Source organism: Pseudomonas xanthosomatis (assembly GCF_019139835.1).
GTDB classification, from domain to species: Bacteria; Pseudomonadota; Gammaproteobacteria; order Pseudomonadales; family Pseudomonadaceae; genus Aquipseudomonas; species Aquipseudomonas fakonensis.
In genome coordinates, this window is sequence record NZ_CP077075.1 from 256,213 (window position 1) to 281,267 (window position 25,055).

General features: G+C 63.8%; 26 protein-coding genes. 10 read left to right on the top strand and 16 right to left on the bottom strand.

Translation table 11 applies throughout. The features are described 5' to 3' along the window. Nucleotides 1-158 precede the first annotated feature (158 nt). Genes KSS93_RS01135 through KSS93_RS01150 form a run of 4 tightly spaced genes read left to right on the top strand, consistent with a single transcriptional unit; the run spans nucleotide 159 to nucleotide 3,294 of the window. Nucleotides 159-1,553: a COG3014 family protein gene (locus tag KSS93_RS01135; protein ID WP_217886813.1), complete on the top strand. Its 1,395-nt coding sequence runs from the start codon at nucleotides 159-161 to the stop codon at nucleotides 1,551-1,553. Between the two features lie 16 nt (nucleotides 1,554-1,569). Continuing rightward, nucleotides 1,570-1,938 carry a YcfL family putative periplasmic lipoprotein gene (locus KSS93_RS01140; protein WP_217886814.1) on the top strand — a complete coding sequence of 123 codons (369 nt, stop codon included), beginning with the start codon at nucleotides 1,570-1,572 and terminating at the stop codon, nucleotides 1,936-1,938. A 21-nt stretch (nucleotides 1,939-1,959) separates the two neighbouring features. After that, nucleotides 1,960-2,547 carry a penicillin-binding protein activator LpoB gene (lpoB, locus tag KSS93_RS01145; RefSeq protein WP_217886815.1) on the top strand — a complete coding sequence of 196 codons (588 nt, stop codon included), beginning with the start codon at nucleotides 1,960-1,962 and terminating at the stop codon, nucleotides 2,545-2,547. 3 nt (nucleotides 2,548-2,550) lie between these two features. After that, nucleotides 2,551-3,294 (top strand): penicillin-binding protein activator LpoB, encoded by a 744-nt coding sequence (locus tag KSS93_RS01150; RefSeq protein WP_217886816.1) that lies wholly within the window; start codon nucleotides 2,551-2,553, stop codon nucleotides 3,292-3,294. A gap of 222 nt (nucleotides 3,295-3,516) precedes the next feature. On the opposite strand, the gene KSS93_RS01155 is transcribed toward KSS93_RS01150, so the two are convergent. Beyond that, nucleotides 3,517-3,771, bottom strand: a complete 255-nt coding sequence (locus KSS93_RS01155; protein ID WP_217886817.1) for a DUF3077 domain-containing protein — start codon at nucleotides 3,769-3,771, stop codon at nucleotides 3,517-3,519. Beyond that, nucleotides 3,768-4,025 carry a hypothetical protein gene (locus KSS93_RS01160; RefSeq protein ID WP_217886818.1) on the bottom strand — a complete coding sequence of 86 codons (258 nt, stop codon included), beginning with the start codon at nucleotides 4,023-4,025 and terminating at the stop codon, nucleotides 3,768-3,770. The genes KSS93_RS01155 and KSS93_RS01160 overlap by 4 nt, the downstream gene beginning before the upstream one ends. 945 nt (nucleotides 4,026-4,970) lie before the next feature. Here KSS93_RS01160 and KSS93_RS26765 point away from each other — a divergent pair. The 5 genes from KSS93_RS26765 (at nucleotide 4,971) to KSS93_RS01180 (ending at nucleotide 9,908) form a co-directional block, all read left to right on the top strand. Next, nucleotides 4,971-5,960, top strand: a complete 990-nt coding sequence (locus KSS93_RS26765; protein WP_225917283.1) for an RHS repeat-associated core domain-containing protein — start codon at nucleotides 4,971-4,973, stop codon at nucleotides 5,958-5,960. A 575-nt stretch (nucleotides 5,961-6,535) separates the two neighbouring features. Next, nucleotides 6,536-7,501 (top strand): RHS repeat-associated core domain-containing protein, encoded by a 966-nt coding sequence (locus KSS93_RS01170; RefSeq protein WP_217886820.1) that lies wholly within the window; start codon nucleotides 6,536-6,538, stop codon nucleotides 7,499-7,501. 544 nt (nucleotides 7,502-8,045) lie between these two features. Beyond that, a complete protein-coding gene (locus KSS93_RS26620; protein WP_263975046.1) occupies nucleotides 8,046-8,249 on the top strand; it encodes an RHS repeat-associated core domain-containing protein in 204 nt (67 codons plus the stop codon). Between the two features lie 221 nt (nucleotides 8,250-8,470). After that, nucleotides 8,471-8,839: a hypothetical protein gene (locus KSS93_RS26435; RefSeq protein WP_225917284.1), complete on the top strand. Its 369-nt coding sequence runs from the start codon at nucleotides 8,471-8,473 to the stop codon at nucleotides 8,837-8,839. After that, nucleotides 8,811-9,908, top strand: coding sequence for an IS630 family transposase (locus KSS93_RS01180; protein ID WP_217885335.1), 1,098 nt, complete (start codon nucleotides 8,811-8,813; stop codon nucleotides 9,906-9,908). Before KSS93_RS26435 ends, KSS93_RS01180 begins: the two co-directional genes overlap by 29 nt. Nucleotides 9,909-10,044: 136 nt before the next feature. On the opposite strand, the gene KSS93_RS01185 is transcribed toward KSS93_RS01180, so the two are convergent. From KSS93_RS01185 to KSS93_RS01210, 6 genes are all read right to left on the bottom strand, one after another. Further along, on the bottom strand, nucleotides 10,045-11,484 hold the full coding sequence (locus KSS93_RS01185) for an efflux transporter outer membrane subunit (RefSeq protein ID WP_217886821.1): 1,440 nt from the start codon (nucleotides 11,482-11,484) through the stop codon (nucleotides 10,045-10,047). Continuing rightward, nucleotides 11,481-12,356: an efflux RND transporter periplasmic adaptor subunit gene (locus KSS93_RS01190; RefSeq protein WP_217886822.1), complete on the bottom strand. Its 876-nt coding sequence runs from the start codon at nucleotides 12,354-12,356 to the stop codon at nucleotides 11,481-11,483. The genes KSS93_RS01185 and KSS93_RS01190 overlap by 4 nt, the downstream gene beginning before the upstream one ends. Further along, nucleotides 12,353-12,565 (bottom strand): DUF1656 domain-containing protein, encoded by a 213-nt coding sequence (locus tag KSS93_RS01195; RefSeq protein ID WP_016392395.1) that lies wholly within the window; start codon nucleotides 12,563-12,565, stop codon nucleotides 12,353-12,355. The genes KSS93_RS01190 and KSS93_RS01195 overlap by 4 nt, the downstream gene beginning before the upstream one ends. Then, complete coding sequence (locus tag KSS93_RS01200) at nucleotides 12,562-14,649, bottom strand: FUSC family protein (protein WP_217886823.1); 2,088 nt, start codon at nucleotides 14,647-14,649, stop codon at nucleotides 12,562-12,564. Before KSS93_RS01200 ends, KSS93_RS01195 begins: the two co-directional genes overlap by 4 nt. Beyond that, nucleotides 14,646-15,083 (bottom strand): MarR family winged helix-turn-helix transcriptional regulator, encoded by a 438-nt coding sequence (locus KSS93_RS01205; RefSeq protein WP_217886824.1) that lies wholly within the window; start codon nucleotides 15,081-15,083, stop codon nucleotides 14,646-14,648. Before KSS93_RS01205 ends, KSS93_RS01200 begins: the two co-directional genes overlap by 4 nt. A gap of 223 nt (nucleotides 15,084-15,306) precedes the next feature. After that, the gene (locus KSS93_RS01210) at nucleotides 15,307-16,119 is read right to left on the bottom strand and encodes a tetratricopeptide repeat protein (protein ID WP_217886825.1); all 813 of its coding nucleotides are present in this window, start codon (nucleotides 16,117-16,119) and stop codon (nucleotides 15,307-15,309) included. A gap of 202 nt (nucleotides 16,120-16,321) precedes the next feature. Here KSS93_RS01210 and KSS93_RS01215 point away from each other — a divergent pair, with 202 nt between their 5' ends. Continuing rightward, nucleotides 16,322-16,879, top strand: a complete 558-nt coding sequence (locus KSS93_RS01215) for a WYL domain-containing protein (protein WP_217886826.1) — start codon at nucleotides 16,322-16,324, stop codon at nucleotides 16,877-16,879. Between the two features lie 208 nt (nucleotides 16,880-17,087). On the opposite strand, the gene KSS93_RS01220 is transcribed toward KSS93_RS01215, so the two are convergent. The 8 genes from KSS93_RS01220 to KSS93_RS01255 form a co-directional block, all read right to left on the bottom strand. Beyond that, a complete protein-coding gene (locus KSS93_RS01220; protein ID WP_217886827.1) occupies nucleotides 17,088-17,951 on the bottom strand; it encodes an ABC transporter permease in 864 nt (287 codons plus the stop codon). A 13-nt stretch (nucleotides 17,952-17,964) separates the two neighbouring features. Further along, nucleotides 17,965-18,828: an ABC transporter ATP-binding protein gene (locus KSS93_RS01225; protein ID WP_217886828.1), complete on the bottom strand. Its 864-nt coding sequence runs from the start codon at nucleotides 18,826-18,828 to the stop codon at nucleotides 17,965-17,967. Between the two features lie 6 nt (nucleotides 18,829-18,834). After that, nucleotides 18,835-19,854 (bottom strand): ABC transporter substrate-binding protein, encoded by a 1,020-nt coding sequence (locus KSS93_RS01230; RefSeq protein WP_217886829.1) that lies wholly within the window; start codon nucleotides 19,852-19,854, stop codon nucleotides 18,835-18,837. A 17-nt stretch (nucleotides 19,855-19,871) separates the two neighbouring features. Beyond that, the gene (locus KSS93_RS01235; protein WP_217886830.1) at nucleotides 19,872-20,771 is read right to left on the bottom strand and encodes a TauD/TfdA dioxygenase family protein; all 900 of its coding nucleotides are present in this window, start codon (nucleotides 20,769-20,771) and stop codon (nucleotides 19,872-19,874) included. A gap of 358 nt (nucleotides 20,772-21,129) precedes the next feature. Beyond that, nucleotides 21,130-22,266: an alginate O-acetyltransferase AlgX-related protein gene (locus KSS93_RS01240; RefSeq protein WP_217886831.1), complete on the bottom strand. Its 1,137-nt coding sequence runs from the start codon at nucleotides 22,264-22,266 to the stop codon at nucleotides 21,130-21,132. Nucleotides 22,267-22,275: 9 nt separating this feature from the next. Continuing rightward, complete coding sequence (locus KSS93_RS01245; RefSeq protein WP_217886832.1) at nucleotides 22,276-23,691, bottom strand: MBOAT family O-acyltransferase; 1,416 nt, start codon at nucleotides 23,689-23,691, stop codon at nucleotides 22,276-22,278. Between the two features lie 32 nt (nucleotides 23,692-23,723). Then, nucleotides 23,724-24,380: an alginate O-acetyltransferase AlgF gene (locus tag KSS93_RS01250; protein ID WP_217888661.1), complete on the bottom strand. Its 657-nt coding sequence runs from the start codon at nucleotides 24,378-24,380 to the stop codon at nucleotides 23,724-23,726. After that, nucleotides 24,380-25,039, bottom strand: a complete 660-nt coding sequence (locus tag KSS93_RS01255) for an SGNH/GDSL hydrolase family protein (RefSeq protein WP_217886833.1) — start codon at nucleotides 25,037-25,039, stop codon at nucleotides 24,380-24,382. The genes KSS93_RS01250 and KSS93_RS01255 overlap by 1 nt, the downstream gene beginning before the upstream one ends. Nucleotides 25,040-25,055: the final 16 nt, after the last annotated feature.

Here is a 25,055-nt window from a genome sequence, read left to right on the forward strand (position 1 = left end):
AACTGGCCATCTTGTTGGTATCACTTTAGTTATACTGCGCGCCGTCGAAATAGCCATTTGCAATCAAAGCGCCTCTGTCCAGAGACTCTGGTACCTAACCAGAGGGACCGCCGCACCCGCCCCGTGGCCTCCACCGAATCAGGGATTGAAGAAGTCCGATGGTATCCCGTGCCCTCACCTTGGCGACTCTGGTCGCCGCCGTGCAACTGACCGGCTGCTCGGTGTTCCGTAGCTACGACAGTGAAATGCAGGAAACCAACCAGCAACTGGCCGCCGGCAATGTCGACGCCGCCCTGGCCGTGCTCGAAAGCAACAACAAGGGCGAGCACAAAGACCTGCTCTACTACTTCGAAAAAGGCGAGCTGCTGCGCTCCAAGGGCGACCTGCAGGGCAGCCAGGACGCCTGGCGCTCGGCCGACGGCGTGGTGCTGCAGTGGGAGGACTCGGTCAAGCTCGACACCGCCAAGTACCTCAGCCAGTTCGGCAGCTACCTGGTCAACGACAAGGTGCGCCGCTACGAAGGCTATGACTACGAAAAGGTCATGCTGAGCACGCAGATGGCCCTGAACCTGCTGGCGCAGAACGACTTCGACGGTGCCCGCACTGAAATCAAGAAAACCCACGAGCGCGAGGCGCTGATCGCCGAGCTGCGCGACAAGCAATACCTCAAGCGCGAGGAAGAGGCCGAGCAAGAAGGCATCAAGACCGAATACAAGGACCTGCAAGGTTACCCGGTCGCCAGCCTTGACGCCCCTGACGTGGTCAACCTGAAAAACAGCTACCAGAGCGCCTTCAGCCACTACCTGGCAGGCTTCGTCTACGAAGCCCTGGGCGAAAAAGGCCTGGCCGCACCGGGCTACCGCAAGGCCGCCGAGCTGCGCCCGAACACCCCGCTGCTCGACCAGGCCCTGCTGAACCTCGACAAAAACAGCGCAAGGCCCGGCGAAAGCGACGTGCTGGTGGTGGTGCAAAGCGGCCTGGCGCCGGCCCGCGACTCCATCAGCATTCCCCTGCCGCTGCCGATCGACAACGAACTGGTGATCGTGCCGCTGTCGTTCCCGATCATGCGTGACGACACCTTGGCCGCGCCGGTGGGCCAGGTGCGCCTGGACGACAAGGCCCTGGCCCTGACCGCGCTCAACAGCACCAGCGCCATGTCGCGCCGGGCGCTGCGCGACGACATGCCGGGCATCATCCTGCGCACCAGCGTGCGTGGCATCACCCGTGGCGTGGCGCAGAAGAACCTGAACAAGACCAACCCCATGGCCGGCCTGCTGGTAGGCCTGGCCTCGGCGGTGGTCGAAGGCGCCGACACCCGCACCTGGCGCACCCTGCCCGACCAGACCCTGGTCGCACGCCTGCGCCTGGCGCCCGGCGAGCACCAGCTGAGCGTGGCGTCGGCCCTGGGTGGCACCCAGGTCAAGGTGAAGATCGACCGCCCCTACCAGGTGGTCAGCCTGCGGGTGCTCGGCAACCAGGTGTTCGCCGGCGGCCCGGCCGTGCAGGTAATCGCTCCACCGGCCCCGGCCCAGGCCGTTGCCGCTCTCAAATGACTTTCAAGGACTGAACATGCGCAGAACATGCCTCGCCCTGGCTGCCGCCGCCCTTCTGGCCGGCTGCGCCACCCCGCCCCCAGCCCCGGGCAGCGCCGCCAGCAAGGTGGTGACCATGGGCCAGCTGGACGACATCGAGATCGGCCAGATGCGGGTCGCCCGCGAAAACGGCTTTCTCACCGTCAACGTGGCGCTGAACAACAGCAGCCGCAGCAACCAGACCCTGTTCTATCGCTTCGCCTGGCTGGGCGACGACGGTTTCCCGGTGGGTGATGAAGAAGGCTGGAAGGCCCTGCCGCTGTACGGCAAGCAGGCCAAGTTCCTGCCGGCCATTGCGCCAACGCCGCAAGCCACCGACTTCCGCCTCGAAGTCCACACCCGGTAAAACTTTTCAGGAGCACTTTGCATGTTTGCACGCCTTTCCCTCGCCGCCATCACCATCGCCCTGGTCAGCGGCTGCAGCACCCCTTCGCCGGTTCTCGGCGGCAAGAACATCAGCTACGGCGACAGCAAGGCCGTTGAGCTTGTGACCAACGAGTTCGGCTCCACCGACCTGCAGATGATCGCCGAGAGCATGACCCGCTCCCTGGCCCAGTCCGGCGTGCTCAGCGGCCGCCCGGTGGTGCAGGTGTACGACGTGAAGAACAAGACCAGCGAGTACATCGATACCCGCGAAATCACCACCTCGATCAAGACCCAGCTGATGAAAAGCGGCGTAGCGCGCTTTGCCAGCGACAACAACGCCATGCAAAGCCAGGTCGACCAGCTGAAGCTGCAGAACCAGAGCGGCCTGTACAAAAAGAGCACCGTGGCCAAGACCGGCAACATGATCGCCGCCAAGTACCGCCTGGAAGGCTCGATCAGCTCGATCGTCAAGCGCAGCAGCGACTACAAGGACGTGTTCTACAAGTTCAGCCTGCAGCTGGTCGACGTCGAAAGCGGCCTGGCCGAGTGGATGGACGAAAAAGAAATCCGCAAGACCACGGAGCGCTGACCGATGCGTGCATGGATGGCAGTGATCGGCCTGGCCTGCGCGTTCGGCGCCCAGGCGGCCCCCAAGGTGGCGGTGACCGACCTGGCCTACGAGGCCCAGGTGCAGGAGTACATCCACAGCGTCAACGCGCAGAACAGCGCGCAGTCGGGCATGTACCACGCCAACAGCCAGGCGAGCTACAGCGAGTACGAGAGCCTGAACAGCTACATCGAGCAGACCGAGCTGCGCAAGTTCGGTGGCGCCATCAAGGGCGAGATCCTCAAGACCGGCGTGTTCGAGCTGGTGCAGGGCCACCCGTATACCGCCGGCGCCAAGGAAGACGTGTACGACGTGATCCGCCGCATCAAGGGCGGTGCGTTCCCGGGGGCCGACTACGTGCTGTTCGGCACCCTGTCGGACATCGACTTCCAGCAGGACACCAACGCCCTGGACCACACCGACAGTTATTCGGCGGTGCTGGGCCTGACCGTGGTGGCCGACTTCAGCCTGATCGACACCCGCACCTACCAGATCACCTCGGCGTTCACCGCCATGGGTGAGGGGCAGGACACCAAGCTGGTGAACGGCCGCGATCGCCGGGTGACGCTGAACCGCCCACGGGTGGTGCGTGATGTGTCCAAGGCGCTGGGTGAAGATGTGGCGCAGCAGCTGGCCGAGCAGTTGGGTGGCGCGGTGGCCGGCAAGCCAGGCCGCCCGCGCGGGCAGAACAACCTGCCGCCGGATGAGCCGGCGCGGGTGTTGAACTAAGGCCCCCGCTCCTGCAGGTCTACAGGTAAAGGCCTGCAGGCTACGCGGTCCCGTGGGAAGCGGCCTTGTGTCGCGATGGGCTGCGAAGCAGCCCCGACGATCTTGCATGATGCACAAATCCTGGGGCCGCTGCGCGCCCCATCGCGACACAAGGCCGCTTCCCACAGGTACAACGCTGCCTGCAAAGGCTACTGACCACAGTTACAGCACTGCCTGCAAAGGCTACCGCCCCGCCCGATTCATCCCCCGCTCCAGGTCATTGGCCAGCGCCTTGGCCATGTCGCTCAAGATCCGCGCCGCACTCCCCGCCAGCAAGTCGCCTTCCATCTCCGCCTCGGTGGACAGGTGGCGGATGCACCCCAGCAATACCGCGATTTCGCCCAGTACCCGCTCCATGGGGATACCCGGCTGCACCCGGAACATCTCCAGGCAGGTCTCGCTGCCGACGGTGGTGAAGGTGTTGGTTAGCTCGCTCATGCGCCCCCCCCCTGCGCCGCGTCCAGGCGCGCCAGTGCATGTTCCACCAGGGCCCGGGCCATGTCGGTGCTGTGGGTGGCGTTGGCCAGCATGTTCAGCCCGGGCTCGCCGGCGTGCAGGCGGCAGTGTTCGTCGAGGGTTTCGCTGATGCCGCGCAGCAGCTCGCTGGCGTGGGCCAGGGCGTCGGCGGGCAGGAGGTGGCTTTGGATGGAGAAGAAGGGGGTGGGGGGTGGGTCAGGGACGAGTTTTTTCATTGATGAAGCCTCACGTGGACCTTAAGGAACTACCTTCCTCCTCGTCTCACTGAGTTGGGTGGCAGTCGTACGCAGGTGTGAGACCCGGGCCACATGAGAAACCCGATCAGGCCGAAGCCTGCCCGCGTACGACCGCCATAAGCGGTGTAATTCTCATGTTGCCGGGGGTCTCAATCCCGATCGCCAAAAGCGACCCGAGGACGTTATTCCTGAGGCATTTCCCCGACAACATCGAAACTTCCGCAAGGTGCGTAGGATAGGTCCTAAACCATTAGGATCTGTAGGATTTGGTTTCAAACTCGGAATTTTCGTACGGTTTTCGGGGAGATCGACGAAATTTGTGAGGCTGGAAGGGCCTGTCGCTGGACCGCATCACAGCCACCAGGTGTTCGCCGAGGATTCTCCGGCGCCTATGAGATCGAGCGCCGCCCGCGCGGCGCTTCGCGGGCAAGCCCGCTCCCACAGTTTGTTTCGGGCCAATTTTTCCTGTGCAGGTACCGGCGCCTGCCTTGGTGTATGTCTTGAGGCATGTGGAGCGGCGGCAACGCCCACGCTGAAACCGCGTCGAACCAACAGGGCGGACCAGGTGATGGCACAGGACAGACTGGCCCGAAACAAACTGTGGGAGCGGGCTTGCCCGCGAAGCGCCGCGCGGGCGGCGCTCGATCTCAAAGGCGCTGCAAGGTTTGTGGCGAGCACCTGTATGCCTTGATGCAACCCCAAGCCAGGCACCTGCATGCCTTGATGCCCCCCCTAAGCCAGGCTCCCACATGGATCACATAAGCCTCAGGCCTGCTCTGTACCTGTAGGAGCCGGCGATTGGCCCTCGAATACCTGCACAGGGCTTCGGCATTGATGAGCACCTGACAATTCTGCCAGTTGCCGCCCCACCGCAACTTAATCCACAGTCAGGCCAATGCCGCCCTCTCCGAGATCAACGACGCCATGGCCACTCGGCTCTTCTACCAAGACAAAAAACTTCATTCGTTGATAAACGGCGGCGTCACTTCGTCACTGTTTCGCACAGCGGGTACCGCACATGCCGAACACAAGGCGACGACGCAGGGAGTCGAAACATCGATATTGGCCACGAACGAGCCAGGCTCCGTAGTGCAAACCCACACGAGCCATGGCCAGGACCAGCTATTGAGTTACTCCGCTTATGGCGCAATTCAAACAGAACTGACAAAGGCGCAGACATTGTTGTTCAACGGCGAATGGCCTGAGCCGCTGACAGGCGGCTACCCATTAGGCAATGGCTATCGAATTTTCAGTCCGCAACTGATGCGCTTTCATTCACCAGACAGTTTGAGTCCTTTCAGTTCGGGCGGCATCAATGCATATGCCTATTGTGAGGGCGACCCTATAAATCATACTGACCCTCTCGGACATGTACGGGTTAAAACTGTGCCGAGGCATCTGGATCCGCGGCGCAAAATCGCCCCCCACTCTCGACCCCCAGTACCAGGCACACGCCTGACCGCAGTGGGCGCCCCACAACAGGGGAGAGTGATAGTTGAGCCACCGCATGCGGTAACCGCTACAGAATCGGTGTCATCTCTGGTCAACCGCGCAAAGAATACGGGGCCTTTGAGCTCTAACCGAGCATCCGCGCCGCCTGCTAAGCCGATGCAGATAGCTCAGCCCACTATGATTAGTGAGGTCCCACGAACTCAGCAGCAGATAAATTATGAAGCATTTTATTTCAGCTCTCTATATCGCAGCTTACCAACCCCTGAGACGAGATTAATTGCAGGAGCACATGCGCTTAACCTAACCAAATTAAGTGATAGCTTAACAGCAACTAGCTTATTTAAGCTAAGGTCAAATAATCCCATATACAGACGCCTCAATTATCATTCCAAGAAGATGTCAGGTCTCAATAGCACCCAGGTTTGGAATCTCATTACGGCCGCAATTCGAGCAGCTCTTTGAACAAGGGCTGCCCAGGAGGGCCTGGCGTTGGACCGCATCACAGCTGCCATATGCTCGCCGAAGATTCTTCAGCGCCTGTGAGACCGAGCGCCGCCCGCGCGGCGCTTCGCGGGTGAACCCGCTCCCACAGTTTGTTCGGGCCAATTTTTCCTGTGCAGGTACCGGCGCCTGCCTTGGTGTATGTCTTGAGGCATGTGGAGCGGCGGCAACGCCCACGCTGAAACCGCGTCGAACCAACAGGGCGGACCAGGTGATGGCACAGGACAGACTGGCCCGAAACAAACTGTGGGAGCGGGCTTGCCCGCGAAGCGCCGCGCGGGCGGCGCTCGATCTCACAGGCGCTGCAAGGTTTGTGGCGAGCACCTGCATGCCTTGATGCACCCCTAAGCCAGGCTCCCATATGGATCACATAAGCCTCAGGCCTGCTCTGTACCTGTAGGAGCCGGCGATTGGCCCTCGAATACCTGCACAGGGCTTCGGCATTGATGAGTACCTGACAATTCTGCCAGTTGCCGCCCCACCGCAACTTAATCCACAGTCAGGCCAATGCCGCCCTCTCCGAGATCAACGACGCCATGGCCACTCGGCTCTTCTACCAAGACAAAAAACTTCATTCGTTGATAAACGGCGGCGTCACTTCGTCACTGTTTCGCACAGCGGGTACCGCACATGCCGAACACAAGGCGACGACGCAGGGAGTCGAAACATCGATATTGGCCACGAACGAGACAGGCTCCGTCGTGCAAACCCACACGAGCCATGGCCAGGACCAGCTATTGAGTTACTCCGCTTATGGCGCAATTCAAACAGAACTGACAAAGGCGCAGACATTGCTGTTCAACGGCGAATGGCGCGAGCCGCTGACCGGTTGTTATCCCTTGGGAAATGGCTATCGTTTGTTCAGTCCAAAGCTCATGCGTTTTCATTCACCTGACGATAGGAGTCCGTTCGGTTCCGGGGGTCTCAATACATATGCCTATTGCGAGGGTGATCCAGTGAATTACACCGATCCGCAAGGCCATGGAAAGCTGAAAACCTTGCCGGGCAGGGCCGCGAGAGATGAGGCGAGCGGCTTCAATTCGATAAATCCGAACAGCAGAACTATTACCAGAGATCAAGCCCAGCGTCAGCCGCGCGCGCCCTCACCAGCGGCTGCTCAACCTGTACCAAGAGATCCCGCTCAGCCATCCAGTGCTCCTGTGGGGCGCACAATACAAGAGAATTTGCAGCTAAGACTGCAGCGCGAGCAACCATCTTGGATGAATACAATTTCGCGCACTGCTAGACAGGCAGAGGACGAAGCACTGTTCTTTATGGATATACTCAGTGACTTTTCAGATAATCCGGCGGTTGTGGAAAAGATCATTACACATGTATTCGCGCTCACTAGAGCGACGAGGAATCTGCAGGCGACCAAGCTTTTGAACATTTCCGCTGGGAGCACGTTGTATAACCGTCTTCAGAGGTTATCTGCTAAATCTGGTGCTCGGCCTGGACTTCTGGTGTTTAATGAAATGTTCGAAATAAGGGGAGGGCACTAATTATCAGAAACGTCGCGCGGGCGGCGCTCGATCTCACAGGCGCTGCAAGGTTTGTGGCGAGCACCTGCATGCCTTGATTCAACCCTAAGCCAGGCCTCTATTCGTGGGAGCGCATAAGCTTCAGACCTGCTCTGTACCTGTAGGAGCCGGCTTGCCGGCGATTGGCCCTCGAATACCTGCACAGGGCTTCGGCATTGATAAGCACCTGACAATTCTGCCAGTTGCCGCTCCACCGCAACTTATCCACAGTCAGGCCAATGCCGCTCCCTCCGAGATCTCCGACGCCATGGCCACTCGATTCTTCTACCAAGACAAAAAGCTTCACTCGTTGATAAGCGGCGAAACCAACATATCGCTGCTGCGCACAGCAGCCCATGCACATGCCGAGCGCAGGACAACAGGTTCGGGGGCTCAATCGTTGCTCTTGGCTACCAACGAGCCAGGCTCCGTACTGCAAGCCTGCGCAAGCAGTGGCCAGCCCCAGCCATTGATCTACACCGTATATGGCGCCGTTCCGGTAGCCCTGCCGGCCTTGCAAACATTAATGTTCAACGGTGAATGGCGTGAATCGCTAACGGGTTGCTATCACTTGGGTAATGGCTATCGACTATTTAGCCCAGGCTTGATGCGTTTTCAATCGCCGGATAGCCTATGCCCCTTCGGGGAGGGGGCATTAACACATATGCCTACTGTACAGGTGATCCGATCAATAAGACCGACCCGACCGGGCATATCAGCGCCGCGCTAGTAAACAAATACAGACTCATCACCAGCACGCAAAGGCCTATATCCGCACCGCCTCCTTCTGCCGGACTTATCAGCCCGCAGCCGCCGCAGCAAAGCGGCTCAGTAATAGTCGCTGCGCCAAAGCGATCGCGCGCAAATAACGAGTTGAACTCCGTCTCAAGTGCCTCACACTCAATTGCCCGACAAGATCGAGGCTCCAATGCGACAAATCCACGACTACTGATGCCGCCACCCAGAAGTGACCTGGAAAAAGAACTCGCAGCTGTCGCCAATGCTGTCCAGCATTTGAAAAAATCTCCCGTTTCGCCCCAACAGCAGAAGGCTTTGTTAACTGCGCAGAGCCAGTTCTTGAAATTATCTGGGCGCATGGTGAGAAGTAATATTCCCTACAAGCCAAGTAGTCGTGAATATCAGCTTATTGCCCTTGAAGCCGGGCGTTTGGGAGATACTTCAACCAGCTCCGTCTTGGACATGGCTGATAAAGTGCTAGTGTCCTGTCTCGGAAATAACTTAACCCACTTGAGCTACGCTTCGTTGGTCAGCCACAAAGAGGAGTGGAGCCGTGAACTCTCAAGCCATTGTGCTCAGTGACGATGAGCAGGTTGAGTTGAGCCGGCGGGTTCGCTCGGCGACCATCAGCCAGCGCGACGGTCGCCGAGCGCGTGTAATCTTGCTGGCTGCTCAAGGTCATTCACGTAACGAAATCGCTGAATTGACCGGCCTCTCCGTTGTTTCGATCACCCGCTGGTGCAAGCGTTTTCAAGCCCAGCGCCTACAAGGCTTAGTGGATTTGCCTGGGCGAGGACGCAAAACTTCCTTACCTGCCGAAGCTTTGAAACGAACGCTTGAGCAGGTCACTCAACCACGCATTGGCCAACCTCGTTGGAGCTGCCGCAGCATGGCGCGAGTCGCCGGTATTTCGCCTGCCAGCGTCCAACGAATTTGGGCCGCGAACGACATCAAACCGCACCTGACTCGCACCTTCAAACTGTCCAATGACCCGCATTTCGAAGAGAGATTCTGGGACGTCATTGGACTGTATCTGGCGCCACCGGATAAAGCGCTGGTGCTCTGCTGCGATGAAAAGAGCCAGGTTCAAGCCTTGCAACGCACGCAACCAGGCTTGCCATTGGGCATTGGCCACATCCGCACACAGACCCATGACTACGTTCGTCACGGCACGCTAACGCTGTTCGCGGCCATGGATTACCTCCAGGGTCGGCTGATCAGCAGCATCGAAACACAGCACCGGCATCAGGAGTGGCTGGCTTTCCTGAAAAAGATCAACCGGGAAACACCCAAGAACCTGCAATTGCACTTGATCGTGGATAACTACGCCACGCACAAGCATCCGGTCGTCAAGGAATGGCTCAAACGCCATCCACGATTTCATCTGCACTTCACCCCGACCTCAAGCTCCTGGATGAACATGGTTGAACGCTTTTTCCGGGACATCACCGTCTACCTGCGCGATGGCAGCTTTAGTTCGACACGCGAACTGGCTAGCTCCATCACCGCGTTCTTGGCGCTGCACAACGCTCAGCCCTGCCGGTACGTCTGGAACGCGAAAGGTGAAGACATCTTGCGCAAGATCCAGAGTGCCCGAGACGCGATGGCAGGCGCGATGAAAAAGAACGTTTTATCTGAGACGGGACACTAGCCCATCGTACCGCCCAATAGAATATTGGGGCATCAGCGGCCGCTCGGTCCCATGACCGTTAGCCGGCGGGGGCTCTACCAGTGATCGCGGGGCAAGTCGCATCGGCGCATCGCCGCTCCCACGCAGCCTGACCACATCAGTGGATCGATGCTTTCTCAAGTGGCTTGCCACCACCCTTCCACCCCCCACCCAACGCCAGAAACACCCCGATCTGCCCCATGGCCACCTGGCTGTTCGCCGCCGCCAGCTGCGCCCGCACATCGGTATAGGTGCGCGTCGCCTGTAAATCCGCCAAAAACGACTCACGCCCCACCTGATAGCGCAAATGCGTCTGGTCTGCCGACTCCTTCGCCGAGCGCTCCGCTTCGGCCAAGGCATCGCGCCGGTCCAGCAACGCGCTGTACTGCGCCAGCCGCGTCTGGGTCTCGCGAATGGCGTTCAACACCACCCCGTCAAAGTGCGCCAGCGCCGCCTGGGTGGACGCCTCGGCCATGCGGATGCGCGCCCGGGTGCCGTTGGTGGGGATGCTCCAACTGATCTGCGGGCCGATGCCCCAACGGTTGGTCGAGGCCTCGCCAAGGTTCTCCAGAATACCGATGGTGCCCACCTGGGCGCCGATGCTGATGTCCGGGTACAGCGCGCCGGTGGCCACGCCAATTTCGGCGGTCGCCGCCGCCAGCTGGCGCTCGGCCTGGCGCACGTCGGGGCGGCGCTTGAGCAGCGCTGCGCCGTCACCAACTGGCACCAGTTGCGCAAGCTGGGGCAGCTCGGCGCAGTCGGCGGTGCCGGCAGGCAGTTGCTCCACAGGCTTGGCCAGCAACGCCGCCAGGGTGTACAGCCCGGCCTCACGCTCGGCCTTGAAACGCGGCAGCTCGGCGCGCAACGACTTGAACTGGGTCTGCGAACGGGTCACCTGGGTGTCATCACCGCGCCCGGCATCGCGCAGGCGCTGGGTCAGTTGCACGCTCTGCTGCTGCAGGCCGAGCGACTCGCGGGCAATGTGGTACTCCTCGTTGGCCGAGCACACCTGGGTGTAGGCCTTGACCACATCCGCCACCAGGGTGATGCGCGCCGTATCGGCCGCCGCCTGCACCGCATCGGCGTTGGCCTTGGCGGCCTCGGTGCCGCGCTTGAAGGTGCCCCACAGGTCGAACTGGTACGAAGCGCTGAAAATCGCCTCGCCGATATTGGCCACCGGCACTTTCTCCGGCAGCAGGAAGGCTTCGCCGGACTCCTGCAAACGCTGGGCACCGGCCTTGAAGCCACCGTTGAAGCCGCCCTGGGACTCGGCCACTTCCACTTGGGCACGGGCCCGGGCGATGTTGGCGGCGGCCACGCGCAGCTCGGTGTTGGCGCTCAAGGCCTGGCGTACCAATGCGTTGAGCCGTTGATCCTGATACAGCTGCCACCAGTCCTCGGGCACCGGCGCCGACACCACGCTGCCTGCATCCTGGCGCAGCGGGCCGTTGAGGTCGCTGCGTTGCAGCGCCGCATCCTTGGGCACCTCATAGTCGGGGCCGACCATCATGCAGGCCCCTAAAGACAGGCACAGCCCGGCCAGGATCAGCTGTTTCATGGGCGCTGGCCCTCGATGATCGACACCGTCGCAGTGCGCCCGGCGATCATGCGAAAGTCCTGCGGCACCTCGTCGAAGGCGATGCGCACCGGAATACGCTGGGCCAGGCGCACCCAGCTGAACGCCGGGTTGACGTTGGGCAGCAGGTTGGCGCCGCTGCTGCGGTCGCGGTCTTCGATGCCGGCGGCCAGGCTCTGCACATGGCCGCGCAGGCGGGTGTTGTCGCCCATCACGCGAATGTCCACGGCGTCGCCGACGTTGATGCCGCCCAGCTTGGTCTCTTCGAAGTAGCCATCGACGTGGTACGAGGCGCTGTCGACCACCGACAACACCGGCCGGCCGGCGGTGACGAATTCGTGGTTACGCGGTGCGCGGTCGTTGAGGTAGCCGTCCACCGGGCTGCGCACCACCGAGCGGTCGAGGTTCAGCTGCGCGGTATCCACCGCCACCTGGGCCTCACTGACCGCCGAGCGCGCGCGAGCCTCGCGGGACTGGCTCTCTTCCAGCTGTTCGGCTGCCACCAGGTTGCCCAGCTTGCGGTTGCGCTGCGCCTCGCGGCTGGCCTGGGCCAGGGTTTCCTGGCGCTCGCCGAGGGTCGCCTTGGCCTGGCGCAGGGCCAAGGTGAAGCGGTCCTGGTCGATGGTGAACAGCACGTCGCCGCGCTTGACGGTCTGGTTGTCGCGCACCTCGACCTGCTGGATCAGCCCGGACACATCCGGGGCAATCTGGATCACGTCGGCGCGAATGTGGCCGTCGCGGGTCCAGGGGGCGAACATGTAGTACACCACCATCTGCCACACGAGCACGGTGGCCAGGGTCACTACCAGCAAGGTCAGGACCGCGCGGCCCAAGGTCAGCAAAGGTTTTTTCATGGCAGCATCAGGCTTCGGCAAAAGTGGTCGACCGCGCCCAGCAGCACGGCATACAGGGCAACGTTGAACAGCGCCCGGTGCCAGACCAGGCGGTAGAAATGCAGGCGCACCAGCACCGCGTGCACCCCCAGGAACAACAGGTAGGTGCCAAACATCATCACCAGCAGCGTGGGCAGGAACACCCCGCTGATATCCAGTTCACCGATCACAGGGGCGCTCCGTCCAGGCCGGGGGGCAGTTGCGTTTGTTCGGCAGGCTCGAGCATCACCTCCACCCCCGGCAGCAGCGCCAGGCGCAGGCCCGCCAGGGCATGCAGCAGGTGGGTGCGGGCATCGCCGCGTTCGTAGAGTTCATCCAGGTTCAGCGCCAGGCGCGCGCGCTCCATGTTGCGCAGCAGCGCAGCCGGGGCGTGCAGGCGCTCGCCGGCGCGCAGGCAGGCGGCGTAGTGCGCGCCCACTTCTTCGATCACCGTGGTCAGGCGCTCGCGGGCCTGTACCCCGGCGCGCGGCAGGTAGGCCAGCAGGTCCAGCAGGTTCAGCCCCACGCGCAAATCGCGCAGCGCCACGCCGCTGTCCTGGCCGGTTTGCGACAGCCGCGGCAGGTGCTGCATCAGCCGGTCGAGCATCTGCACGCCAACCTGGCGGTGCTCGGCCAGGGTGGCCGGCTCGGTCATTTCGACGATGTCGCGCCAGGCAAAGCGGGTCATGCGCTTGGCCGCCAGCTCCACGCCGAACGGGCGCATCACCAGGGTCCAGATAAAGGCGAACAGCAGGCCCACGGGGCCGGCCAAGTTGGCGTTGATGAAGGCGAAAAAGTCCGCGTCGTAGGCGCCCTGGATGCTGATGAAGGTCGAAGTGTTGACGATGGTCAGCAAGGTGCCCAGGTAAAAGCGCGGCTGCACGGTCAGGGTGCCGACACAGATGAACGGCACGGCGAAGGCCAGCACCAGCATCGGGAAGTCGTGCAGGTTGGGCAGCACCAGAAACAGGTACAGGCTTGAGAAGATCACCGACATCAAGGTCCAGAAGAAGAACCGGTAGATCTGCGGCGCCGGGTCGTCCATGGCAGCGAAGAAGCTGCACGACACCGCCGCCAGGATGACCGCGCTGGCGCCGTCGTTCCAGCCCAAACCTATCCACAGGCCGCAGGCGACGATGATCGCCAGCACCGTGGACACCACCGAGTACAGCATCAGCCCACGGTCGAAGAACGCCGTCAGGCGGCCCAGGCGCCAGTGCCGGTACACCGCGCGCCAGGGCGTGGGGTCGTCGAGGCGCAAGGCGTGCTGCAAGGTGCAGCAGTCCTGCCACAGGTCGGCCCATTCGGTCAGGCGGTACAGGGCGTTGGACAGCAGCAGCTCGGCGCGCTGGTCCAGCGCCGCAGCGCCGGGCTGCAGGCGGTCGATCTGCTCGTGCAGGGCGGCCCAGCGGGCGACCGAGGCGCTGTCGGCGGTGCCCTTGAGCCATTCGCGGGCGGCCTGAAGTACCGGCTGAAGTTGCGCAAACTGCGCCGGGGCGCGGCCTTCCAACGCCACCAGGGCGTCGTCCAGGGCGTCGACTACCGGCAGCAGGTGAATCATCCGCCCGCGCAGCTCACGGGCGTTTTTCAGGGTGTGCGGGCCGGCGCCTTCGTGGCCGAGCTGGCCGATCATCAGCTCAAGCGAGTTGAAGGTGGCAACCATCGCCCCGCGCATGCCGCCGACCTTGTCGGCGCTGACCTCGCGGGCAAGGTAGGTGTCGTTGTAGCGGATCGCTTCGCTGAACCAGTTGCCGGTGGCCCCGACCACCACCGGCGCCAGCCGGCGTGGCCAGAAAATCGCCCCGACCACCGCCGCGCAGACGATACCCAGGCAGATTTCCTGGGCCCGGGAAGAGGCCACATCGAACACCGCCAGCGGGTTGTCGACCACCGCCAGGGCGATCATCGGCAGGGTGTAGCCGGCCAGCATCAGCACATAGTTGTTGGCGGTGCGCAGGTTCAGCGAGAGGAACAGCAAGGTACCGGTCCACAGCGCAATGGCGATGCTCAGCAACAGCGGCGACTGCACCAGCGGCGGCACCAGGAAGATCGCCCCGCCGGCACCCAGCAGCGTACCCAGGGCGCGGTACAGGGCCTTGGAGCTGGTCGGGCCGACGAACGGGCTGGAGACGATGTACACCGTGGCCATGGCCCAGTAGGGGCGCGGCAGTTGCAGCAGCAAGGCGATGTACAGGGCGATCATGGACGCTGCGAAGGTACGCACGCCGTAGAACCAGTCGCGGGCCGGTGGCACCGAGCTGAAAAAGCCGCTCACGGTTGCATTCCGGCGGCTTCGAAGGCCTGGATCACCCGCAGGGTGGCTTGAAGGTCGGCCGGCTCGATGCCCAGCAGCACCTCACGGCGCAGGCGCACCAGTTCGCCCTCGATGGACTCGGCCAGGGCGCGGCCTTCGGCGGTCAGGCTCAGGGCCTTGGCGCGGCGGTCCAGCGGGTCTTCACAGCGCTTTACCAGGCCGGCCTTGCACAGCTGGTCGAGCAGGCGCACCAGCGACGGGCTTTCCAGGCCCGCGGCCTGGGCCACAGCCACCTGGTGCACGCCATCGCCCAGGCGCACGATCATCAGCAACGGCACCGCGCAAGCCTCGGAAATGCCATAGCCGGTCAGGGCGCCCTGGCACAGGCGACGCCAGTGCCGGGCCGCCACTACCAGGCCGCTGCTGATTTTCAGTTGCAGTGCTTCGAGGGACATTGGGGAACCGAATATATTCATAGTTTGCTAACTATCAATATACGCCGCGCCCTCCCCCTGTCGTCAACCGCAGGTGACCGCAGGGGTGGATGAAAGGTTGTTCATCAAGCCCGCGCAGAGAACTGGTCTGGCAGATACGCCACGCCCCTGTGGGAAGCAGCCCATCGCGACACAAGGCCGCTTCCCACAGAGAGCGCGCCAGCTTTTAGAAATCACAACCAGGTCACGGCTGTATCTGGTCTTCCAGCTTCATGGTCAACGCCAGGGTGCTGCCCAGCTGGATCGCCTGGTCGCGCCAGCCCATGTAGCGCGCCTCATCACGCCGGCTGAAATGCACCGCCAGCTCTTCGGCAGCCTGCATCACCCCAGTGGCCGCCGCCAGCTCCAGCCAGTACAGCGCCGCCTTGGTGTCGGGCTCCACATACAGCCCGTGCAGCAACCGGTAGCCCACCTCGAAGCGGCAGCGCGTCTCGCCGCGCTGGGCGCCGCGCAAAAACCACTGGTAGGCCTGCGGCGGGTCCACCTGCCAGTCCTGGTCGCCGTCGCATACCTCTTCTTCGTACAGGTCGCCCAGCGCCGCTGCGGCATGCAGCAGGCCGCGCTCGAACGCGTGGCGGTAATACTCGGCGGCATTGGCGTAGCTGATATCCACACCCTTGCCGAAGTAATGCTGCTGCCCCAGGTTGAACCAGGCAGCGGCATTGCCCTGCAGTGCGGCCATGCGCAGCAGGTGCCCGGCCAGCACGGTATCGCCGCGCCAATACTTGCCGTTGAGCCAGATCCAGCCCAGGTCGTTGAGCACCGCCACGTTACCCAGAAGCGCCTGGCGGCACAGGTCGGCGTACACCGCATGCATGTCCACCGCTTCGTCCAGACGGTGGATCAGGCTAAAGCGCTCGCCGGCCAGCGCTGGCTGGCTGGGCAGGCCGATACCGGCGAACAGGCGATGGCGCTGCCCCGGGCGCGACGGCGCCGGGGCGATGCGCTCGGGCAGCAGCCGCGCGAGCATTGAATGGATATTGCTGGCAGCAGGCATGTTCATCCTCATTGAACCTCACAGCCCGACCTCGACTGCGCTGAGGCGTGATTCTGCGCGACGGCACGACAAAACCTGTCGCGAACGAACTACCGTTCGGCAACCAATTGCCTCTTCCTTGATCTGAACGGGCTGTGGCCAATTGCCATGACCCGCCCATGCCGCCATCCTAGGCGGCAAGCCTAGACAAGGACGTTCCCTTTTGCCGTTCGCCACCACCCGCGCCACCCTCAGCCGCCAATGGGCCTTGCTGCGCCAACTGCCCGGCCGCTCCCCCGGCATCACCAGCGCCGAGCTTGTCTGGCGCCTGCGTGACGTGGGCTTTACCGTGAGCAAACGCACGGTCGAGCGCGACCTCAACGAGCTGTCGCTGATTTTCCCGCTGGAGCGCAACGACAAGAGCATCCCGTTCGGCTGGCACTGGTCGTCCAGTGCCGGCGGCGAGCTGCGCGGCAATTTCGATTTGCAGGCGTACCTGCGTGGGGACTCGCTGCAGCCGGTGCAGGAACAGGGCATCGAGCTGCAGGCCTGGGTAAGCGACCAGCTGGCCCGCCAGCTGCGCGAGGCGCCGCTGACCGCCGACATGCAGTTGACCGCGCTGGAGCAGGGCCACCGGCTACGCGCCACGGTGGTGGATGGCTGGCCGCTGCGCTGGTGGCTGTTGGGGCAAGGGGAAGGCTTGGTGGTGGAGCAGCCGGCAGCCTTGCGCGATGAGATCGGCAAAACCCTGGCCAATGCTGCGGCGCAGTACCAGGGCTGAGAATCTGTACCTTGGCGCGGACCTGTGGGAAGCGGCCTTGTGTCGCGATGGGGCGCGTAGCGGCCCCAACAATTTTGCATGATGCCAGGATCCTGGGGCCGCTTTGCGCCCCATCGCGACACAAGGCCGCTTCCCACATGGACCGCGTGACCTTCAAAACTGCGCTGTACCTGTAAGAGCCGGCTCCTACAGGTTTGGGTCAGGGCACCTAGCGCTGCATCCCCCAACGCTTCACCGTCAGCCGCTCCAGGGTATTGAACACCAGCCCCTCCACCAGCAACCCGATCAGAATCACCACCGCCAGCCCGGCGAACACCTTGTCGGTGTACAGCTCGTTGCGGTTCTGGAAGATGTACCAGCCCAGCCCGCCCTTGCCGCTGCTGGCGCCGAACACCAATTCTGCCGCAATCAGCGTGCGCCAGGCGAAGGCCCAGCCGATCTTCAGCCCCGACAGAATCGACGGCAGCGCCGCCGGCACCAGCACGTAAAGCACCAGGCGCAGGCCGCGCAGGCCATAGTTGCGCCCGGCCATGCGCAGGGTCTCTGACACCCCCTGGAAGCCTTGGTAAGTGTTCAGCGCCAAGGCCCACAGCACCGAATGCACCAGCACGAAGATCAAGCTGTTGTCGCCCAGGCCAAACCACAACAGCGCCAAGGGCAGCAGGGCGATGGCCGGCAGCGGGTTGAACATCGAGGTCAGGGTACCGAGCAGGTCGCGGCCGAACTGGGTCGATACGGCCAGGCTGGTCAGCCCGAACGCCAGCACGATGCCCAGCACGTAGCCCTTGAGCAGCACCACCAGCGACACGCCGACCTTGGCCGGCAGTTCACCACTGAGCATGCCCTCGCCGAACGCTGCAGCCGTCTGCAAGAAGCTCGGCAGCAGCAGGTCGTTGTCGGTGTAGCGGGCCACCGCCTCCCAAACGATCGCCAGCAGCGCCAAAATCAGCCCCTTGCGCAACCAGCCCAGTTGCCACAAGCGCTGCAGCACCGGCAGCTGGCGTTCCAGCGGCACCCCCGGCAGGGGCTGCAGCTGCACTTCGTATTCCTGGCGAGCAGGTGTCGTACTCATGTGCGTGCTCCTGTCAGTAGGCGATGCGGATGTCGTTGAAGCCAAGCTCGGCGCTTTGCTCAGGCGCCTCGGCTTCATCGAACAGCAAGCGGTGGATGCGCCGCGCACTGGCCTGGAAGTCACTGGCGCCCAGGCTGCCCAGGTCGTACTGGTGGCTGTGCACCTCGGCGCGCACCCGGCCCGGGTGCGGCGACAGCAGCAGGATGCGGTTGCCCACCACCAGCGCCTCTTCGATGGAATGGGTGACGAACAGCAAGGTGAAGCGCACCTCCTCCCACAACAGCAGCAGCTCTTCCTGCATCTTGCGCCGGGTAAGGGCGTCGAGGGCGGCGAAGGGCTCGTCCATCAGCAGGATCTTCGGCTGGGTGGCCAGAGCGCGGGCGATGGCCACCCGCGCCTTCATGCCGCCCGACAGGGTGTGCGGGTAGGCATCGGCAAACGCCGCCAAACCGACCTTGTCGAGGTAATGCAGGGCACGCTCCTCGGCCTCGGCACGCTTGAGCTGGCCAGATACCAGCAGCGGGAACATCACGTTGTGCTTCACCGTCTTCCACGGCGGCAGCTGGTCGAACTCCTGAAACACCACGATGCGGTCCGGCCCCGGGCCGCGCACCGGCTGGCCTTGCAGCAGAATCTGCCCTTCGCTGGGTTCGATGAAGCCGGCCACCGCTTTGAGCAGGGTCGACTTGCCGCAGCCCGAGGGCCCCAGCAGCACGAACCGGTCGGCGCGGTCGACTTCAAAGCTGACCTGGTGGGTGGCCCGCACCACGCGCTGGGCGGTGCGGTATTCAAGGCTCAGGTTGTCCACCGCCAGCAGCGGTGGGGTGGCGACACGGCTCAGGTTGCTGGCCGTGTGGCCTGGCAATGGGGCGCTCATGTGCGATCAGCTCCCCTGCAACGGGCGTTCATCCTGGAAGAAGTAGTCCTTCCACGATTCAGGCTTGTGCTTGATGGCGCCGACCCGGTACAGGAAGTCGGCCAGCTTGTAAGTGTTCTTCGGGGTGACGGTGAATTCGTATTGCGGGTTGTCGATCAGCTTGATCAGCTCGTTGCGGTCGATCTTGGCCTTGGTCACGCGAATGTAAGTGTCGGCGGCTGCAGCCTTGTCGTGCTGGGCAAAGTCGGCGGCCTCGGCGAGGGCATCGACGAAGGCTTTGTAGGTTTTCGGGTTGTCCTTGCGGAATTTCTCGGTGGCGAACAGCAGGGTCGGCGAGTTGGGGCCGAGCAGGTCATAGCTGTTGAGCACGATGTGCACGTTCTTGTTGGCCAGCGCCTGGTCCTGGAACGGCGGGTTGGAGAAGTGCCCGTTAAGCTCGGTGCCACCGGCCAGCAGGGCCGCGGTGGCGTCCGGGTGGGGGACGGCCAGGGTGTACTTGTCGAGGCGGTTGTACTCCTTGTCGCCCCACTGCTGGGCGGCGGCGTACTGCAAGAAGCGCGACTGCACCGACACACCCACCGCCGGCAGGGCGATGCGGTCCTTGTCGCTGATATCGGCGATGGTCTTCACGTTGGGGTTGCTGCTGACCAGGTAGTACGGGAAGTTGCCCAGCGAAGCCACGGCCTTGACGTTCTGCCGGCCCTTCGTGCGGTCCCACACGGTGAGCAGCGGGCCGACGCCGGCACCGGCGATATCCACCGAGCCCGACAGCAGTGCGTCGTTGATCGCCGCGCCACCGGACAACTGCGCCCAGTCCACCTGGATGTCGATGCCCTGCTCCTTACCGTGCTTTTCGATCAGTTGCTGGTCGCGCACCACATTGAGCAGCAGGTAGACGATGCCGAACTGTTCGGCGATGCGGATCTTGCCCTCGGCGTGGGCCAGGGTGGGTGCCGCGAGGCTACCGACCACCAGGCTTGCGCCCAGGCCGATGCTTGCCGCCAGGCGGCTGATGGATTTACGCATGATTATTTCCTCAGTCGTCAGAACGGGGCATCGCCCTGGATGGTGGTGCGGTACAGCTTGCGCCGCAGGTGCGCGGGGCAGCCGGTGGCCAGGTGAATCAGCGAGCGGTTGTCCCAGAACACCAGGTCATGGGGCTGCCACTGGTGGCGGTAGATGTTCTGCTCCAGCACGCTCAGGGCGTACAGCTGCTTGAGCACGTCGCGGCTTTCGTCTTCGGGCAGGCCGACGATGCGGGTGGTGAAGCCTTCGCTGACGAACAGCGCCTTGCGGCCGTTTTCCGGGTGGGTGCGCACCACCGGGTGGATGACTTCCTGTACCTGGGCCAGTTGCTCGGCGGTGAGGGTCGGGCGCCAGCTGCCTTCGAACTTGGTCTCGGCGTAGCGGGCGGTATACGAGTGGGCGGCGTCGCGGCCTTCGACCACCTTGCGCAGCGCTTCGGGCACCGCGTCCCAGGCCTTGTGCATGTCGGCAAACAGGGTGTCGCCGCCCTCGCTGGGCAGCTCCTGGGCGTGCAGCATCGAGCCCAGGCTTGGCAGCTCTTTATACGAAAGGTCCGAATGCCAGAACTTGCCGGCATCGCCCAGGCCAAGGTTGCGACCGTCCTCGATGATGTTGGAAACGATCAGGATCTCGGGGTGGCCGGCCAGCAGGAACTGCTTGAGCACGTGGATCTGCAGCTCGCCGAAGCGGCGGCTGAAGGCGATCTGCTGTTCGGGGCTGATGCGTTGGTCGCGGAACACCAGCACGTGGTGGTCCAGGTGGGCGCGGTGGATACGGCTGAAATCCTCGGCATTGACCGGCTTGGCCAGGTCCAGGCCGACGATCTCGGCACCGACGGCGCCGCTGAAAGGGCGGATTTCGAAATTTTGCGGCAGGGCGCTGTCGTTGATCGACAAGGCGTTCGAGGCGGCTGGCATTGTTCACTCCCACGCAGTGCGCGACGTTCAGGGCGCGCAACGATTCAGAAACGCACGGGGTTTACCCGTGTGGGTTCGAGTCGTGCGGCGCGCCGATTGGTCGGCGGGTACGCAGTGGGGCGACTATAAAGGAATAAGAAAAATAATTTAAATATCTTTAAAGAATAACGATAGTAGCGCTTGCCGAGCCCCGCAGCGAGGGCGACGGTATCGTGCTACCTGTGCCGGCGTCATCGCCGGCAAGCCCGCGAAGCAGCCGACGCGATGTCTGGCACCGGCTTCGCCGGTGTTCGCGGGCAAGCCCGCTCCCACAGGGTACGCGGCGCGCTTGCGCATTCTGCAGGTACGGCACCGCCCTTCAGGGCAACGGCAGGTCATCGACCCAGGGCTTTTGCAGGTCGCGCTCGTTGATCTCCCAGATCAGCAACTGCGCCGGGGTTTGCTTGAACGCCTCGCTGCTGAAGTAATCCTTGGCGGCGCCAGTGAACTCGCCGCCGTCCTTGGCGAAGTTGCCCACACTGGCGCCCACGCCCTGCTCCAGAAACGGCACGAAGTTGCTGTTGCGCGAGAACGAGGTACCGATCAAAGCCACATTGGGCAGTTGGCTGTCGCCGAACAGGTCATCCTCGCTGCCCGAGGAAGCCTCGCTGCGCACCTCGAAACGCGAAGCGGCCAGCACTTCACCGGCCGGCTGCAGGCGCTCTGGCAGCCAGTCGAGCCCGGCCAGGCGCACCAGGTCGCCCGGGCGACGGGCTTCGGGCAACAGCGTGCGAACCAGGCTTTGCGCAGGCGTAGGGGCCACGCCGCTGGCCAATACCGCCGCCGCCAGCTGCGTGGCCGCCGCTTGCGCGCCCTGCTCGCTCCAGTGGGTATCGGTACGCAGAAACGCCGCACTGCCCAGCGCCTGCAGCGCGGCAGTCGGGTCCACGGTGGCGATGCCGGCCTGCTCCAACCTGGCCTTCCAGTGCTGCAGGCGCCCGGCGAGCTGCGGTGCGCGCTGCAGGCCGCACAGCTGTTGGGCGGCGATGCGGCTCTTGTCCGGCACCAGCAGCACCACCAGGCGCATGTTGCGCGCCGCCAGCCAGTCGCGCACGGCCACCACCTTGGCGGCCCGCGCCTCGGCGTTGGCCTGGGCGTGGGGATGGATGCGGATCTCGTCGGCCAAAAACAGCCAACCCGGGCAACCGCTGCGCACCCGTGGGCCGGTATCGCCGACGGTCAGCCAGCTGAAGGCACGCTCCAGGTCTGCCGCGCCCTTGGCCACCGGCACGTTGGCCAGTTCATGGGCGATGTGGTGGGTAATTTCGCCGTTGCGTACCCCGTCCCAGCCCAGGTGCTCCGGCCACAGGTCGACCTTGCCGGTCAGCATGGCCCACAGGCAGGCCACCAGCCCCAGCAGCATGAAGCCGAACATCACCAGCCCCGCCGGCGGGCTCAGGCGCTGCATCATCGGGCTGGGTGGCACCGGTGCCAGGGATGGATCTTTCTTCGACATGCGCGCGCCTCAGAACTGGAAGTACAGAAACGGTACGGTTTCACGGCTGGCGATCAGCGCGAACGACAGGGCAAAGCCCAGTATCGGCCACACTGCCCCCACCGCGCGGAACGCCCAGGCCTGGCCGTAGCGCTGCTCTGCCCGCGCCTGCAGCAGCGGCAGCAACAGACACGCCACGCCCAGCCCTGCGGCCAGCGCGTGCACCGGCCGCAGGGTGGCGGCCAGTGCATCGCCAAGGGCGAAGCCGTGCAGGCCGAACTGCCCGGCATACATGCCCAGCGCGGTGGCGAAGTCCGGCGCGCGGAACAGCGTCCAGGCCAGGCACACGAACAACAGCGTCAGGCTGTGGGCCAGCCAGGCCGGCAGGTCGGGCAGGCCGGCGCGGGTCCAGGCCCGGTCCAGGCACAGGGCGATGCCATGGGCACAACCCCACAGCAGGTAGTTCCAGCTGTCGCCACCGTGCCACAGGCCACCGATGGCCATGATCAGGAACAGGTTGCGGTAGGTCTTCCAGGCCCCGCGGCGGTTGCCGCCCAGGCCGATGTACAGGTAGTCGCGCAGCCAGCTCGACAGCGAGATGTGCCAGCGCCGCCAGAAGTCCTGGATGTTGCGCGCCCAGTACGGGTGGTTGAAGTTTTCCGGGAAGTGAAAGCCCAGCATCAGCCCCAGGCCGATGGCCATGGCGCTGTACCCGGCAAAGTCGAAGAACAGCTGCAGCGAGTAGGCCAGGCAGCCCAGCCAGGCATCGACGAACGAAGGATCCTGCTGGGCGAACACCACCCCCACCAGTGGCGACAGGCTGTCGGCCACCAGCACCTTCATGCTCATGCCGATCATGAAGCGCCGCGCGCCCAGGGCGAAGTTCAGCGGGTTGAAGTAGCGCTGACGCAGCTCCTGGCGCACCCAGTCGTAGCGGATGATCGGGCCGGCGATGGAGTGGCCGAACATCGCCAGGTAGGTGGCGAAGTTGGCGAAGTTGCGCTCCACCGGCACCACCTTGCGGTGCACGTCGACCAGGTAAGAAATCACCTGCAGAACAATGAACGACAGGCCCGCCGGCAGCGCCACCTTCTGCCACTCGAACGGCATTGCGCCGTGGGCGCTGAGCAGCTCGTTGAAGCTGGCGGCGACGATGTTGGCGTACTTGTACCAGCACAGCACCAGGGTGTTGGCCACGATCAGCCCGGCCAGCAGCTGCAGGCGCCTGCGCGAAGCATCGCCAGTGCCGGCCACCCACAGCCCGCCCAGCCAGCCGAACACGGTCAGCACCACGTGCAGCAGCAGGAAGGTCGGGCTTAGCCAGCCGTAGAAGAACCAGCTGCCGACCAACAGGACGTGGTTTCGCCCCGCAGGCCGCACCAGGGCATACACCAGCATGAATGCCGGAAGGAACAGCAGCAGAAACTCGAGCGAGGCGAAGACCATGATCGTCCGTCAGTGTTTGCCGGTGGGCGGGCTCAGTTGGCGAGGGTGTCCTGGGCCTGGAACAGGCGCGGGCCATCGGCCCCCGGGGCCAGCAACACGGTGTAGCGCTGCCCGGCGGCCAGTTGGCCGAGGTCCAGCGGTTCACCGCGCGGGGCACCGGCGCAGGTCAGTTGCACCGCCAGCTTCAGCGGGTTGATCGAGCGGCGTTGGGCGCTGCCGTCAGCCACGGCCTTGAAGATGTCGACATTGCCGCCGGCCGAACGCAGCCCGGCCTGGGCACAGCTGGCATCGAGGCTATAGAAGGCCAGCGAGGCCTTCAGCGCGTTGAAGTCGTCCGGCTGCTCGCGCACCGTCACCAGGCGCAGGTCGCTGGCGCCGGGCACACCGACCACCGTGGCGAACTCGCCGGGCTCGACACTGACTTTCAGCGCCTGCTGCTGGCTGCCCAGCGCCAGCTTGCCTTCGATCGGCTTGCCGGCCGGCACGGTGAGGAAGTTCGACGCCTGGCCCGGGGCCAGGCTCAGGCTGGCGCCGTTGGCGGCGCTCAGGCGCAGTTCAGCGGCACCGGCGTTGAAAAAGCGCAGAAAGGCCGAGTCTTCACTGGGCCCGGTGGGGTACAACGGGATTTCGGCAGCCAGGGCGTTGCCCAGGCACAGCAGCGCGGCCAGGCCGCCAGCGACGCGGCGCATCATTTGCCCCCCTTCAGGCTGCTGGCCGGCAGCTTGTCGATGGCTTCGACGATGGCGCCGGCCCAGGCCTTGTAGCCGGCCACGGTGAAGTGCTGGCCGTCGGTGGTGACCCATTGCCCCGGCTTGGACAGGGTCAGCGAATCGACGTAGCTGCACGGCGCCACGTTGGCGGCGAGGAACTGCGACATCAGCTGGGTGCGCTGGTCGTTCTTCTTGTACATGCCGCCAACCTTGCCCCAGGCCGGCCCGACCCAGACGCACTTGGTGCCGGTCTCGCTGATCGCCTTGGTCAGGCTGGTAACGCTCTGCCAGGCCCAGGCCTTGGGGAAGGCCGGCTTGTCGTAGCTGGCCATGGTGTCGCCGATCACCAGCACCACCACGTCAGGCTTGTGGGTGGCGATCAGTTGCTTGATCGGCGTGGTGCTGGCCTCGCGGCCCTTGATCTGCAGCTTGCCGTTGTCTTGTTGCTCGGCACCGCAGTCGACTTTCTTGGTGATCAGCCAGTCGCCGGCGCTGGCGCCGCAGGCACCGATCGAATAGGCATGGCCGCCCTTGGCCACCACGGCAGCGTTGAGTGGCTCGGTGAGGTGGTTGGCCAGGCTCATGTGGCTTTCGCCCAGCACCAGCATGGTCAGGCCGGCAATTGCAGAAGCAGGCATGGTGTGTCTCCTAGAA

What these genes read in the sequence shown, in the direction of transcription:
- KSS93_RS01240 (WP_217886831.1), bottom strand. Translation starts at nt 22,266, where the DNA reads ATGTCGAAGAAAGATCCATCCCTGGCACCGGTGCCACCCAGCCCGATG.
- KSS93_RS01140 (WP_217886814.1), top strand. Translation starts at nt 1,570, where the DNA reads ATGCGCAGAACATGCCTCGCCCTGGCTGCCGCCGCCCTTCTGGCCGGC.
- KSS93_RS26620 (WP_263975046.1), top strand. Translation starts at nt 8,046, where the DNA reads ATGTTCAACGGTGAATGGCGTGAATCGCTAACGGGTTGCTATCACTTG.
- KSS93_RS01230 (WP_217886829.1), bottom strand. Translation starts at nt 19,854, where the DNA reads ATGCGTAAATCCATCAGCCGCCTGGCGGCAAGCATCGGCCTGGGCGCA.
- KSS93_RS01135 (WP_217886813.1), top strand. Translation starts at nt 159, where the DNA reads ATGGTATCCCGTGCCCTCACCTTGGCGACTCTGGTCGCCGCCGTGCAA.
- KSS93_RS01235 (WP_217886830.1), bottom strand. Translation starts at nt 20,771, where the DNA reads ATGCCAGCCGCCTCGAACGCCTTGTCGATCAACGACAGCGCCCTGCCG.
- KSS93_RS26435 (WP_225917284.1), top strand. Translation starts at nt 8,471, where the DNA reads ATGCCGCCACCCAGAAGTGACCTGGAAAAAGAACTCGCAGCTGTCGCC.
- KSS93_RS01225 (WP_217886828.1), bottom strand. Translation starts at nt 18,828, where the DNA reads ATGAGCGCCCCATTGCCAGGCCACACGGCCAGCAACCTGAGCCGTGTC.
- KSS93_RS26765 (WP_225917283.1), top strand. Translation starts at nt 4,971, where the DNA reads ATGGCCACTCGGCTCTTCTACCAAGACAAAAAACTTCATTCGTTGATA.
- KSS93_RS01255 (WP_217886833.1), bottom strand. Translation starts at nt 25,039, where the DNA reads ATGCCTGCTTCTGCAATTGCCGGCCTGACCATGCTGGTGCTGGGCGAA.
- KSS93_RS01155 (WP_217886817.1), bottom strand. Translation starts at nt 3,771, where the DNA reads ATGAGCGAGCTAACCAACACCTTCACCACCGTCGGCAGCGAGACCTGC.
- KSS93_RS01205 (WP_217886824.1), bottom strand. Translation starts at nt 15,083, where the DNA reads ATGTCCCTCGAAGCACTGCAACTGAAAATCAGCAGCGGCCTGGTAGTG.
- KSS93_RS01245 (WP_217886832.1), bottom strand. Translation starts at nt 23,691, where the DNA reads ATGGTCTTCGCCTCGCTCGAGTTTCTGCTGCTGTTCCTTCCGGCATTC.
- KSS93_RS01190 (WP_217886822.1), bottom strand. Translation starts at nt 12,356, where the DNA reads ATGAAAAAACCTTTGCTGACCTTGGGCCGCGCGGTCCTGACCTTGCTG.
- KSS93_RS01210 (WP_217886825.1), bottom strand. Translation starts at nt 16,119, where the DNA reads ATGCCTGCTGCCAGCAATATCCATTCAATGCTCGCGCGGCTGCTGCCC.
- KSS93_RS01170 (WP_217886820.1), top strand. Translation starts at nt 6,536, where the DNA reads ATGGCCACTCGGCTCTTCTACCAAGACAAAAAACTTCATTCGTTGATA.
- KSS93_RS01250 (WP_217888661.1), bottom strand. Translation starts at nt 24,380, where the DNA reads ATGCGCCGCGTCGCTGGCGGCCTGGCCGCGCTGCTGTGCCTGGGCAAC.
- KSS93_RS01185 (WP_217886821.1), bottom strand. Translation starts at nt 11,484, where the DNA reads ATGAAACAGCTGATCCTGGCCGGGCTGTGCCTGTCTTTAGGGGCCTGC.
- KSS93_RS01160 (WP_217886818.1), bottom strand. Translation starts at nt 4,025, where the DNA reads ATGAAAAAACTCGTCCCTGACCCACCCCCCACCCCCTTCTTCTCCATC.
- KSS93_RS01220 (WP_217886827.1), bottom strand. Translation starts at nt 17,951, where the DNA reads ATGAGTACGACACCTGCTCGCCAGGAATACGAAGTGCAGCTGCAGCCC.
- KSS93_RS01150 (WP_217886816.1), top strand. Translation starts at nt 2,551, where the DNA reads ATGCGTGCATGGATGGCAGTGATCGGCCTGGCCTGCGCGTTCGGCGCC.
- lpoB (WP_217886815.1), top strand. Translation starts at nt 1,960, where the DNA reads ATGTTTGCACGCCTTTCCCTCGCCGCCATCACCATCGCCCTGGTCAGC.